This window comes from Piscinibacter sp. XHJ-5, assembly GCF_029855045.1.
Taxonomy (GTDB): Bacteria; Pseudomonadota; Gammaproteobacteria; order Burkholderiales; family Burkholderiaceae_C; genus Albitalea.
The window spans coordinates 6181771-6194388 of record NZ_CP123228.1 but is presented as its reverse complement, the minus strand read 5'-3'; the positions used below and the strand labels follow the sequence as shown (position 1 = coordinate 6194388).

The following is a 12618-nucleotide window of genomic DNA, read 5'->3' as shown; positions in this document are numbered from 1 at the left end:
ATCATCGCCGCATGACCGGGCCGCAGATCATCGTCCTCGCGACCCCCGTGTTCTTCCTGCTGATCGGCGTCGAGTTCGTGGTCGGCTGGAAACGCGGGTGCAACACCTATCGCCTCAGCGACGCGCTGAACAGCATCGGCCTGGGCATCATGAGCCAGCTGGTGGGCGTGCTGACCAAGCTGATGGCCATCGGCGTCTACACCGTCGCCTACACGCATGCGGCGCTGTGGGAGCTGCCCGCCGACGCGCTGTGGGTGTGGGTGGCCGGGCTGCTGCTGTACGACCTGTGCTATTACTGGCACCACCGACTCGGCCACACCGTCGCGCTGTTCTGGGCCGCGCACGTGGTGCACCACCAGAGCGAGGACTACAACCTGTCCACCGCCTTGCGGCAGACCTCCAGCGGCTGGATCGGCGGATGGCTGTTCTACCTGCCGATGGCGGTGCTGGGCTTCCCGCCTCTGGTGTTCGGCACCGTCGCGCTGATCGACCTGCTGTACCAGTTCTGGGTGCACACGCAGCAGATCGGCAAGCTCGGCTGGTTCGACCGGTGGTTCTGCGCTCCCAGCAATCACCGCGTGCACCATGCGGTGAACGACAAGTACCTCGATCGCAACTACGGCGGCATCCTGATCGTCTGGGACCGGCTCTTCGGCAGCTTCCAGCCGGAAGACGACGCCGAGCCGTGCGTCTACGGGACACGCGGTCCGCTGCGCAGCTGGAATCCGCTGTGGGCCAACCTGCACAACTACCGCGACATGGCGCTCGACTCGTGGCGCGCGGAGTCGTGGGGCGACAAGCTTCGGGTGTGGTTCAAGCATCCGGGATGGCGGCCGCCGGATGTCGCCGCGCGCTGGCCGAAGCCGGCCTTCGACATCGCCCAGGTCGCCCGCTTCGACCCGCCGCTGAGCAAGGGTGCCGCCATTGCGGCGATCGCGCTGTTCCTGCTGCTGTTGAACGCGACCACCCTGTTCCTGTGGAACGCGCACACGCTGACGGCGGCGCAGCAGGCGGCAGCGGCGGCGGGAATCGTCGCGGGGCTGTGGGGCGTGGGCGTGATCTGCACGCCGCGCGATGCCGCCGTCCGTCAATTGCAGGCGGATGGCTGATGCCGGGTCGTCGTGCACACCGCCCCGTACTCTCCCGAACAGGACTTACCCGCATCGCCGCTTGCCGAGGGTGACTTTCGAGGCGCACCTTCCTAGACTCGCCGTCTTTGTCCTATCGAACTGCGTTCAGCAGGCTGAACAGTCAAGACGCGATGTTGTGGATGGAAGCGACCGCCTCACGCCATGTCCCGCCAAGGCGCTCCAGCGTCGAGCCGCCGGCGCTCGTGCCCGCGCTCAGCCGTGCATTGACGCTGCTCGACCGGCTGGCTGAAGGGCGCCAGCCGATGACGCTGGCCCGCCTTGCGAGCGAGCTGTCGCTGCCCAAGAGCAGCGTCCACGGCCTGTGCAACACGCTCGTGTCCTTCGGCTACCTGCGCCGGCAGGACGACGGCGCGTTCATGATCGGTCCGCGCGTCATGTGCCTGGCCGAGGCGTTCGTGCACGGCACCAGCGTCGCCCAGGAGTTCAGCGCGCTGTGGAAGGACGCGCGCACCGCGCCCGAAGAGACCGTGCTGCTGTCGGTGCTGAACGGCGCCGAAGTCGTCTATGTCGCGGCGCGCAACGGCCTGCGCCCGCTCGGGCTGGCGTTCAACGTCGGCATGCGGCTGCCGGCGCACCTCGCCGCCACCGGCCGGGCCATGCTGGCCTGGCACGACGAAGCCTTCGTGCGCCGCCTGTTCCCCGGCCCCACGCTCGTGCGCATGGCCGGCAAGGGCCCGAAGACCGTGGCCGAGCTGATGAAGGAGCTGACGCTCACGCGCCGGCGCGGCCACAGCATCGACGACGAGAATGTGCGCGAGGGCGTGTACTGCATCGGCGCGCCGGTCTTCGACGCGACCGGCCAGCCGGTGGCCGGCATCGGCGTGTGCATCCACAAGGCGATGCTCGGCAGCGACCACGGCGAGCGGCAGCGCCGCGTGGTGGTCGAGGCGGCGCGATTGCTGTCGCGCCGCCTGGGCGGTGAGCTGCCGCTGCCCGAGTCCGCGCCTGCAGCGCGCCGCCGAACACGTTCATGAGGCGCCGACGACCATGAGCGACAACGCCGACATCATCCTCGAGACACGCGAGCTCACGCGCGAGTTCAAGGGCTTCATCGCCGTCAACAAGGTGAACCTGCGCGTGCGGCGGGGCACCATCCATGCGTTGATCGGACCCAACGGCGCCGGCAAGACCACCTGCTTCAACCTGCTGACGAAGTTCCTCGCGCCCACCTCGGGCCACATCGTCTTCGACGGCGACGACATCACCGCCGAGTCGGCGGCGCACGTGGCGCGCCGCGGCGTGATCCGTTCGTTCCAGATCTCGGCGGTGTTCCCTCACCTCAGCGTGCTGGAGAACGTTCGCGTGGCGCTGCAGCGAAAGCTCGGGACCTCGTTCCACTTCTGGAAGCCCGAGCGGTCGCTGCACGGCCTGAACGAACGGGCGCTGGAGCTGCTGCGCGCCGTGGACCTCGAGCGCTACGCCGAGCTGCTCGCGGTGGAGCTCTCGTACGGCCGCAAGCGCTCGCTGGAGATCGCGACCACGCTGGCGATGGATCCCCAGCTGATGCTGCTCGACGAGCCCACTCAGGGCATGGGCCTGGAAGACGTCGACCGCATCCGCCAGCTCATCAAGAAGGTCGCCGCGCAGCGCACCGTGCTGATGGTCGAGCACAACATGAGCGTGGTCGCGAGCATCGCCGACACCATCACCGTGCTGCAGCGCGGCGCCGTGCTGGCCGAAGGTCCGTACGAGCAGGTGTCGAAGAACCCGGCGGTGATCGAGGCCTACATGGGCAGCGCCAACGTCGCCCTCGCCGGAGCACATGGATGACCAGGTTCCTCGAGATCCGCGAGCTGCACGGCTGGTACGGCGAATCCCACGTGCTGCACGGCGTGAACCTGCACGTCGACGAAGGCGAGGTCGTGACGCTGCTGGGACGCAACGGCGCGGGCCGCACGAGCACGCTGCGCGCCATCCTGGGACTGATCGGCAGCCGCAAGGGGTCGGTGAAGATCCGCGGCACCGAGACGATCGCCCTGCCCACCCATCGCATCTCGCGGCTGGGCATCGGCTACTGTCCCGAGGAGCGCGGCATCTTCTCCAGCCTGTCGGCCGAGGAGAACCTCATGCTGCCGCCCACGCTCGCAGGCGGCGGCATGACCGTCGAGCAGATCTACGCCATGTTCCCCAACCTGCGGGAGCGCGCCACGAGCCAGGGCACGCGGCTGTCGGGCGGCGAGCAGCAGATGCTGGCGGTTGCGCGCATCCTGCGCACGGGTGCAAAGCTCCTGCTGCTCGACGAGATCTCCGAGGGCCTGGCGCCGGTGATCGTGCAGAAGCTCGCCGAGACCGTGGTCTCGCTTCGACGCCAGGGCTACACGATCGTCATGGTGGAGCAGAACTTCCGCTTCGCCGCCCCGCTGGCGGACCGCTTCCTGCTGATGGAGCACGGGCGCGTGATCCAGGAGTTCACGCAGGCCGAGCTGCCGCAGCGCCAGGAACGGCTGCACGAATACCTGGGCGTCTGACGTCCCGCTTTCCGTCTCTCTCAACCCATGGAGTACCCGATGAAACTGAAGAAAACCGCCGCCGCCTGCTCGCTTGCCCTTGTCGCGATGCTCGGCACGAGCGCGCAGGCGCAGATCTCCGGCGACGTGATCCGCATCGGCATCATCACCGACATGTCGAGCGTCTACTCCGACATCGACGGCGCCGGCGGGGTCGAGGCGATCAAGATGGCCATCGCCGATGCCGGGGGCGCGGTCAACGGCAAGAAGATCGAGGTGGTCTTCGCCGACCACCAGAACAAGCCCGACATCGCGGCCGCCAAGGCGCGCGAATGGTTCGACACGCAGGGCCTGGACATGCTGATCGGCGGCACCAACTCGGGCACCAGCCTGGCGATGTCGAAGGTGGCGGCCGAGAAGAAGAAGCCGTTCCTCGTGGTGGGCGCGGCCACCTCGGCGCTGACCGGCGAGCAGTGCACGCCGTACACGGTGCACTGGGCCTACGACACCGTGGCGCTCGCCAAGGGCACCGGCAACGCGGTGGTCAAGGAAGGCGGCAAGTCGTGGTACTTCCTCACCGCCGACTACGCCTTCGGCGCGCAGCTGCAGAACGACACGTCCACCATCGTCAAGGCCGCCGGCGGCTCGGTCGTGGGCTCGGTCAAGCATCCGCTGAACGCGAGCGACTTCTCCTCCTTCCTGCTGCAGGCGCAGTCGAGCAAGGCGCAGATCCTCGGCCTGGCCAACGCCGGCGGCGACACCATCAACTCCATCAAGGCCGCCAACGAATTCGGCATCACCAAGACGATGAAGCTGGCGGGCCTGCTGGTGTTCATCAACGACATCCACTCGCTGGGCCTGAAGACCACCCAGGGCATGTACCTCACCGACAGCTGGTACTGGAACCAGAACGCCGAAACGCGCGCATGGAGCCGCAAGTTCTTCGAGAAGATGAAGCGCATGCCGTCGTCGCTGCAGGCCGCCGACTACTCGGTGACGTTGAACTACCTCAACGCGGTGAAGGCAGTGGGCAGCGACGACCCGGACAAGGTGCTCGCGCAGCTGCGCAAGACCAAGGTCAACGACGTGTTTGCCAAGAACGGCTTCATCCGCGGCGACGGCCGCATGGTGCACGACATGTACCTGATGCAGGTGAAGAAGCCCGAGCAGTCCACCGAGCCCTGGGATTACTACAACGTGGTTCACACCTTCAAGGGCGAAGAGGCGTGGACCAGCAAGACCGAAACGAAGTGCGCCTTGTGGAAATGAAGTGAGGCACTGCGCGCCGGCCGGCCTCACGGGGCCGGCCGGCGCGCCTCCACCGCGCTCGCACACCATGGAAATCCTCGGCATCCCCCTCCAGGCCTTTCTCGGCCAGCTGCTCCTCGGCCTGGTGAACGGCTCGTTCTACGCGATGCTCAGCCTGGGCCTGGCCGTCATCTTCGGGCTGCTGGGCATCGTCAACTTCGCGCACGGCGCGCTGTACATGATCGGCGCCTACGTCGCCTGGATCGGGCTCGAGAAGTTCGGCCTCAACTACTGGCTGGCGCTGATCGTCGCGCCGCTGGTCGTCGGGGCCATCGGCGTGGTCATCGAGCGCACGCTGCTCAAGCGGCTGTACCGGGTCGACCCGATCTACGGCCTGCTGCTGACCTTCGGGCTGGCGCTGATCGCCGAAGGCGTCTTCCGCGACCAGTTCGGCGTGTCGGGCCAGTCGTATTCGGTGCCGGAGGCGCTGCAGGGCGCCACCAACCTGGGCTTCATGGTGCTGCCCAACTACCGCGCCTGGGTGGTGTTCGCCTCGCTGGCAGTGTGCTTCGGCACCTGGTTCCTGATCGAGCGAACCCGGCTGGGCGCCTACCTGCGCGCCGGCACCGAGAACCCGGCGCTGGTGCAGGCCTTCGGCGTCAACGTGCCGATGATGGTGATGCTCACCTACGCCGCCGGCGCGGGGCTCGCCGCGATCGCCGGCGTGCTGGCGGCGCCGGTGATCCAGATCACGCCGCTGATGGGCAGCAACCTGATCATCGTCGTGTTCGCCGTGGTGGTGATCGGCGGCATGGGCTCCATCCTGGGGTCCATCCTCACGGGGCTGCTGCTGGGCCTGGTGGAGGGGCTCACCAAGGTGTTCTACCCCGAGGCGTCGAACATCGTCGTCTTCGTCATCATGGCCATCGTGCTGGTGATACGCCCGGCGGGGCTCTTCGGCAAGGAGAAGTGATGGACGGCCAACGCGTCGGACGAATCGCCTGGCTGGTCGCGCTGGCGCTGCTGATCGCCGCCCCCTTCATCGGCCTGTACCCGATCTTCGTGATGAAGGGCCTGTGCTTCGCGATCTTCGCTTGCGCCTTCAACCTGCTGCTGGGCTACACGGGGCTGTTGTCGTTCGGACACGCGGCCTTCATGGGCGCGGCCGCCTACGCCACCGGCTGGCTGGTGCGCTCCGCCGGCTGGTCGCCCGAGCTCGGCATCGTCGCCGGCGCGCTGGTCGCCGGGCTGGTCGGGCTCGTCGTCGGCCTGATCGCGATCCGCCGCCAGGGCATCTACTTCGCCATGATCACGCTCGCGATGGCGCAGATGGTGTATTTCGTGTGCCTGCAAGCGCCCTTCACCGGCGGCGAGGACGGCCTGCAGGGCGTGCCGCGCGGCAAGCTGTTCGGGCTGGTCTCGCTGGAGAACGACCTCGTCCTCTACTTCTTCGTGCTCACCGTGTTCGTCGCGGTGTTCGCGCTGATCATCCGCATCGTCCATTCGCCTTACGGCCAGGTGCTGAAGGCCATCCGCGAGAACGAGGCGCGCGCGGTCTCGCTGGGCTACGACGTCGACCGCTACAAGCTGCTGGCCTTCGTGCTCTCGACCGCACTGGCCGGGCTTGCCGGCGCGCTGAAGACGGTGGTGCTCGGATTCGCGACCTTGTCGGATGTGCACTGGTCGCTGTCCGGCGAGGTGGTGCTGATGACGCTGCTCGGCGGCATGGGCACCTTCGCCGGGCCGGTGCTGGGCGCCTTCACCATCATCGGCCTGCAGGACTACCTGGCCGACCGCGTCGGCTCCTGGGTCAACGTGATCATCGGCGTCATCTTCGTCGTCTGCGTCATCGCCTTCCGGCGCGGCTTCGTCGGCGAGCTGCTGGCATGGCTGCAGCGGCGCCGCAAGCCGGTCGAATCAGGCGTCGAACAGGTCGCCCGCTGACTTGGGCGGCGCCACGCCGAGATGGCGGAAGGCGGCCAGCGTGGCGATGCGGCCGCGCGGCGTGCGCTGCAGGTAACCCTGCTGGATGAGGTAGGGCTCGATCACGTCTTCGATCGTGTCGCGCTCCTCGCCGATCGCGGCGGCCACGTTGTCGAGGCCCACCGGCCCGCCGTCGAAACGGTGGATCACCGCTTCGAGCAGCTTGCGGTCCATCACGTCGAAGCCCTGCGGATCGACGTCGAGCATGGCCAGCGCCTTGTCCGCGATCACTTTCGTGATGCGGCCGTCGCCCTTCACGTCGGCGTAATCGCGCACGCGGCGCAGCAGGCGGTTGGATATGCGCGGCGTGCCGCGGGAGCGGCGGGCAATCTCGAAGGCACCCTCCGCATCGATGGGCACGTCGAGCAGGCCGGCCGATCGGTGCACGATGCGCGCGAGCTCGTCGGCCGTGTAGAACTCCAGCCTCGCGACGATGCCGAAGCGGTCGCGCAGCGGGTTGGTCAGCATGCCCGCGCGCGTGGTGGCGCCCACCAGCGTGAACGGCTGCAGGTCCAGCTTGATCGAGCGCGCGGCCGGGCCTTCGCCGATCATGATGTCGATCTGGTAGTCCTCCAGCGCCGGGTACAGGATCTCCTCGACGACCGGGCTCAGCCGGTGGATCTCGTCGATGAAGAGCACGTCGTTGCGTTCGAGATTGGTGAGGATAGCGGCCAGGTCCTTGGGCTTCTCGAGCACCGGCCCGGAGGTCTGCCGCAGGTTGACGCCCAGCTCGTTGGCGATGATGTGCGACAGCGTCGTCTTGCCGAGGCCGGGCGGGCCGAACAGCAGCACATGGTCCATCGCCTCGCTGCGCATCCTGGCTGCGCCGATGAAGATCTCGAGCTGCTCGCGCGCCTTGCTCTGGCCGATGTATTCCGCCAGCCCCTTGGGCCGCAGCGCCCGCTCGATCGCCTCTTCGTTGGGCGACGCGCTGGCGGCGCTGACCATGCGACGCGAGGCAGGGAACTCGTCGGTCTGGATGCTCATGGCGGCCATTATCGGCGCGTGGGCACGGGGCCGTTTGGCACAATCGGGCGATGCAGTTTCGACATCTTGCGGGCCTGGCAATGGCCTGCGCCGCCTTCGCGGTCCAGGCCCATGGCTACAAGCTGGGTGCCATCACCGTGGACCATCCCTACGCGCGCGCCACGCTGCCCGGCCAGCCCACCGGCGGCGCCTACCTGCGCTTCGAGAATCGCGGCCCGTCGGACCGACTGGTGGCGGTGCAGACCGACATCGCGCAGCGTGTCGAGATGCATGACATGAAGATGGAAGGCGACGTGATGCGCATGCGTCAGCTCGATGCCATCGAGGTGCCCACGAACAAGGCGGTGGCGCTGCATCCCGGCGGCCTGCACCTGATGCTGATCGGCCTGAAGGCGCCGTTGAAGGAAGGCGAGCGCTTCGCGATGACGCTGAAGTTCGAGAAGGCCGGCGAGGTGAAGGTGGAGGTGACGGTGGACGCCGTGAAGACCGGCGAGCCCCGCGACCACAAGCACTGAGGCCGGGTCAGCGCGCCAGCGACTTCAGCGCCAGCTTGATCCCGTCGCTCACGCTCGCATCGGCCGGCAGGCCCTTCATCGCTGCCGCCGCCTCCCGGTCGCTGTAGCCCAGCGCGAGAAGCGCCTGAAGGATGTCGGCGTGCGCGTCGTTGGCCACCGTTGCGGGCGCGGCCAGCGCATCGCCGAGCTTGCCCTTAAGCTCCAGCAGCAGCCGCTCGGCGGTTTTTTTGCCGATGCCGGGCACCTTCACCAGCCGTCCGCTTTCCTGCAGGCTCACCGCCTGCGCCAGCTCGGAAACGCTCAAGCCCGACAGGATGGCCAGCGCGGTGCGCGGCCCGACGCCCGAGATCTTGACGAGCTGACGGAAGGTGGCGCGCTCGTCGTGGGTGAGAAAGCCGTACAGCACCTGCGCGTCTTCGCGCACGACGAAGTGGGTGAGCAGCGTGACGCGCTCGCCGAGCCCCGGCAGGTTGTAGAAGCTGCTCATCGGCACGTCGACCTCGTAGCCGAGGCCGTTCACGTCGATGAGCAATTGCGGGGGCGATTTCTCCGCGAGGACGCCGGTGAGTCTGCCGATCATCGGCTGATTATCGGCGGCGCTCTCGCCGCGGCGGACCTCAGCGGCGGAACAGGCCGAGGCGTTGGGCTTCCAGGGCTGCTTCGGCGCGCGAGCTCACGTTGAGCTTGCGGTAGATCTGCTTCACGTAGTCTGCAATGGTGTGGCGCGACAGGTTCAGCTGCACGCCGATCTCGGGCAGCGTGAAGCCCTTGGCCACGCGCAGCAGCACCTCGTTCTCGCGCTCGGTGAGAGCGACGTGCGGCATGCTGTGCGCGCTTTGCTGAGGCCGTGCCTGTGCGGCGAAGTAGGAGATGACGCGCCGCGCGATCGAAGGCGACAGCGGCGGCTCGCCCTGGCTCATGCGCTTGAGCTGCTCGGCGATCAGCTCGCGCGCCTGCTCCTTCAGCAGGTAGCCGAAGGCGCCGGCCTGCAGCGCCGGGAACAGGTGATCGTCGTCGTCGTGAATGGTGACCACCACCGACTGCGCTTCCGGCTGCGACTCGCGCAGCGCCGCCACCACGTCGACACCGGAGCCATCGGGCAGGCCGAGGTCGATCAGCGCCAGGTCGAACTTGACCGCGGTGATCAGCTCGCGCGCGTCGTGCACGCGCGCCGCTTCGGAGATCAGCGAGTTCGGAAAGACCTGCAGCACCAGCTGCTTCATCCAGGCGCGGATCTCGGGCAGGTCTTCGAGCAGCAGGATGTTGTTCATGACGGCGTTGCGCACAGGGGCGATGCGTGGACTCACCACCATGCTACAGCGCCAAAACCCGGCTGGGGGACCGGGCTGGACCCTGACTACAGCGGCAGCGTGAGCCTTATCACGGTGCCGTAGCCGGGGCCCGACTCCACCAGGCACTGGCCCTGCAGCTGCTTGGCGCGGTGCTTCATGCTGGACATGCCGTGCCCGCGGTCGAGCTTGCCGTCGAGCTCCATGGGAATGCCCTTGCCGTTGTCCTGCACCAGCAGGCCGAAGTCGCGCTCGCCGACGCTGGAGCGCACCTTGCAATGAGAGGCACTGCTGTGCTTGATGATGTTGCTGACCGCCTCGCGCAGGATGCGCGTCGTCTGCACGTAGGCGCGGGCGGGCAGCAGGTGCTCGATCTCGTCGGCCGGTCCCTTCCAGTCGCACTCGATGTTGGCCTGGCCCAGCCGCAGGACAGTCTCCGCGCGCCAGTCGGCCAGCGCATCGGCCAGCCGCACCGGCTTGCCGGTGAGCCCGCGCACCGACAGCCGCATTTCTTCGAGCGCCTCGCGCGCCAGCGTGGAGATGCGCTCGCTCTCGCTGGTGTGCACGATGGTCAGCAGCTTGGCGCCGAGGTCGTCGTGCAGGTCGGCGGCGATGCGCTTGCGCTCCTTCTCGGTGACCTGCTCGACCCGCAGTTCCGACAACTGGGCGAAATTGCGCTCGATCTCGGCGGTGATCTCCTTGACGCGCTCCTCCAGCGTCGAGCGATTGGCTTCGGCAGCGCTCAGCGCGCGGCTGAACACCTGCAGCAGCCGGGATCCGATCCCGAGGAAGAGCAGCGGCACCAGGAAGTGCATGATCTGCACCGGCGGCTGCTGCACGGCCTGCAGTTGCACGGCGATCACGTAGAGCAGCAGTCCGGTGGTGCCGCCGAGGATCATCAGCATCGGCGCGAAATCGTCGCGGCGGTGCCGCCAGACGACGGTGAGGTACAGGCCGATCGCCGCAAACACCTCCAGCGCGAGCAGCGCATACCAGGCGTTGGTGGCGGCGAACAGCCGCGTCGGTCCGGCCAGCGCGAGGGTCAGCGGCATCAGCAGGCATTGCGCCACCAGAATGCTTTCGATGAGGCGAGAGCGCAGCGCCGCGTAGCTCAGCAGGAATTGCACCAGGCACGCCACCAGCGCCGGATAGGCGCTGCTGGCGATGAATTCGATGGTGGCGGTGGGCAGCGGCAGGTCGCGCCACCAGACCCGCGTCGACAGCAGCGCCCAGCCGGCCAGCAGCGCACCGAAATACAAGAGCGGCACCTCGCGCCGGTTCATCCGGTACAGCGCCAGCATGAAGGCGCCGACGATGAGCAGCGTGAGACTGGTCAGCTCGACCAGCGTGATGTTCCAGAACAGCCGCTCGGCGAAGGCCGGCTCGAGCTGCGACTGCGCCCCGATGGTCAGCGCCGACAGGCCGCCGGCGCGCTGGCGCGCGGCAACCCGCTGCAGCGCCGAGCCCACCAGGCGAAGGTCGAGCACGTTGCCCTGCGACTGCAGCAGCGCGGCCGGCAGGGTGACGAGGTGGGGGTGGTAGCACTGGCGGGTCAGCGGCTCCGTCATGCGCCCGCCGCTGTAGATGCGGTGGCCGTTGAGGAAGACCTCGACGTTGCTGCAAGCCCGCTCGATGTACAGCGCCAGCAGGTCGTCGCGTCCGGTGCCCGCGGGCGTATCGAACGTCGTGCGGTACCACACGCTGCCGTCGTGGCGCGGCCGCGTCTGCGCCCAGTCGTCGGGCAGCTGAACCGGCAGGGTCGGCACGCCCTCGGGGAATCGGTCGCTCGCGCTGTTGATTGACAGGGCCCGCGTGATGACCACGGGCGCGGCGGTCGCGGGCCCCGTGAGGCTCAGCGCCGCCAGCCAGGCGAGCAGCAAGGTCCAGAGGGCGCGGATGGACATGGCGCGCGATTGTGCAGTAAGCGACCGTCCCGGCTGCCGCCCGCGGCGCGCAGGCATTCCATTTGCCGGGCGGAATCCACGACAGCAGCGACAATGCGGCCTCGCCCGCACCACCCGACCAGCGCCTCGTGATCCTTCGCCACGCGTTCATCCCCCTGGACAACGACCGCCTCGCGCACCTGTGCGGCAGCATGGACCAGCACCTGCGCGACATCGAGGCCGCGCTGGACGTGAGCATCACGCGGCGCAACGAGTCGTTCAAGGTCGAGGGCGCCAAGCCGCAGGCGGAGAAGGCCGTTGCGCTGCTGCAGACCATGTATGACCGCGCGCGCCATCCGATCGCACCGGAGACCTTTCAGCTCGCGCTCGCCGAAGCGAGCCATCCGGCAGTGCCGGCGCGTGCCCGCGCCGGCGAGCCGGAGTCCGACGAGATCGCGCTGCGCACCCGCCGCGCCGACCTGGCCGGCCGCACGCCGAACCAGCACACCTACCTGCGCAACATCCTCGAGCACGACATCACCTTCGGCATCGGCCCGGCCGGCACCGGCAAGACCTTCCTCGCCGTGGCCTGCGCGGTCGACGCCTTGGAGCGCAGCGCCGTGCAGCGGATCATCCTCACGCGTCCGGCAGTCGAAGCCGGCGAGCGCCTCGGCTTCCTGCCGGGCGACCTGGCGCAGAAGGTCGATCCGTACCTGCGGCCGCTGTACGACGCGCTGTACGACCTGATGGGCTTCGACAAGGTCGGCAAGGCGTTCGAGAAGGGCAGCATCGAGGTCGCGCCGCTCGCGTTCATGCGCGGACGCACGCTGAACCATGCGTTCGTCATCCTCGACGAGGCGCAGAACACCACGCCGGAGCAGATGAAGATGTTCCTCACCCGCATCGGCTTCGGGAGCAAGTGCGTCGTCACCGGCGACGTCAGCCAGATCGACCTCCCGCGCGGCACGGACAGCGGGTTGATCGACGCCGAGCGGGTGCTGCGCCGCGTGCGCGGCATCGCGACGACGCACTTCACGTCAGCCGACGTGGTGCGCCATCCGCTGGTGGCCCGCATCGTCGAGGCCTACGACGCGGCACGCTCCGACGCCACGTGA

The 12618-nt window shown here is 68.2% G+C and carries 12 protein-coding genes and 1 pseudogene; 9 read left to right on the top strand and 4 right to left on the bottom strand.

Annotated elements, in window-relative coordinates; genetic code table 11:
• Positions 1-11 precede the first annotated feature (11 nt).
• The 7 genes and pseudogenes from P7V53_RS29370 to P7V53_RS29340 form a co-directional block, all read left to right on the top strand.
• A pseudogene (locus P7V53_RS29370) lies at positions 12-911 on the top strand (sterol desaturase family protein); the annotation flags it as partial.
• Positions 912-1270: 359 nt separating this feature from the next.
• Entirely contained in the window at positions 1271-2125 is an 855-nt protein-coding gene (locus P7V53_RS29365; RefSeq protein WP_280153021.1) for an IclR family transcriptional regulator, read from the top strand.
• 13 nt (positions 2126-2138) lie between these two features.
• Positions 2139-2921: an ABC transporter ATP-binding protein gene (locus P7V53_RS29360; protein WP_280153020.1), complete on the top strand. Its 783-nt coding sequence runs from the start codon at positions 2139-2141 to the stop codon at positions 2919-2921.
• Positions 2918-3619 (top strand): ABC transporter ATP-binding protein, encoded by a 702-nt coding sequence (locus P7V53_RS29355; protein ID WP_280153019.1) that lies wholly within the window; start codon positions 2918-2920, stop codon positions 3617-3619. Before P7V53_RS29360 ends, P7V53_RS29355 begins: the two co-directional genes overlap by 4 nt.
• A gap of 39 nt (positions 3620-3658) precedes the next feature.
• Positions 3659-4867 carry an ABC transporter substrate-binding protein gene (locus tag P7V53_RS29350; RefSeq protein ID WP_280153018.1) on the top strand — a complete coding sequence of 403 codons (1209 nt, stop codon included), beginning with the start codon at positions 3659-3661 and terminating at the stop codon, positions 4865-4867.
• A 67-nt stretch (positions 4868-4934) separates the two neighbouring features.
• A complete protein-coding gene (locus tag P7V53_RS29345) occupies positions 4935-5819 on the top strand; it encodes a branched-chain amino acid ABC transporter permease (protein WP_280153017.1) in 885 nt (294 codons plus the stop codon).
• Entirely contained in the window at positions 5819-6790 is a 972-nt protein-coding gene (locus tag P7V53_RS29340) for a branched-chain amino acid ABC transporter permease (RefSeq protein WP_280153016.1), read from the top strand. The genes P7V53_RS29345 and P7V53_RS29340 overlap by 1 nt, the downstream gene beginning before the upstream one ends.
• Here the strand turns inward: P7V53_RS29340 and ruvB are convergent.
• Positions 6764-7816, bottom strand: coding sequence for a Holliday junction branch migration DNA helicase RuvB (gene ruvB, locus P7V53_RS29335; protein WP_280153015.1), 1053 nt, complete (start codon positions 7814-7816; stop codon positions 6764-6766). The genes P7V53_RS29340 and ruvB overlap by 27 nt on opposite strands.
• A gap of 50 nt (positions 7817-7866) precedes the next feature.
• Between ruvB and P7V53_RS29330 the strand changes: the two genes are divergently transcribed.
• A complete protein-coding gene (locus tag P7V53_RS29330; protein ID WP_280153014.1) occupies positions 7867-8331 on the top strand; it encodes a copper chaperone PCu(A)C in 465 nt (154 codons plus the stop codon).
• 7 nt (positions 8332-8338) lie between these two features.
• Here P7V53_RS29330 and ruvA read toward each other — a convergent pair whose 3' ends face one another.
• From ruvA to P7V53_RS29315, 3 genes are all read right to left on the bottom strand, one after another.
• On the bottom strand, positions 8339-8911 hold the full coding sequence (ruvA, locus tag P7V53_RS29325; RefSeq protein ID WP_280153013.1) for a Holliday junction branch migration protein RuvA: 573 nt from the start codon (positions 8909-8911) through the stop codon (positions 8339-8341).
• 37 nt (positions 8912-8948) lie between these two features.
• Positions 8949-9602 carry a response regulator transcription factor gene (locus P7V53_RS29320; RefSeq protein ID WP_280153012.1) on the bottom strand — a complete coding sequence of 218 codons (654 nt, stop codon included), beginning with the start codon at positions 9600-9602 and terminating at the stop codon, positions 8949-8951.
• 86 nt (positions 9603-9688) lie between these two features.
• Positions 9689-11524, bottom strand: a complete 1836-nt coding sequence (locus P7V53_RS29315; RefSeq protein ID WP_280153011.1) for an ATP-binding protein — start codon at positions 11522-11524, stop codon at positions 9689-9691.
• Positions 11525-11652: 128 nt separating this feature from the next.
• Between P7V53_RS29315 and P7V53_RS29310 the strand changes: the two genes are divergently transcribed.
• On the top strand, positions 11653-12618 hold the full coding sequence (locus P7V53_RS29310; protein WP_280153010.1) for a PhoH family protein: 966 nt from the start codon (positions 11653-11655) through the stop codon (positions 12616-12618).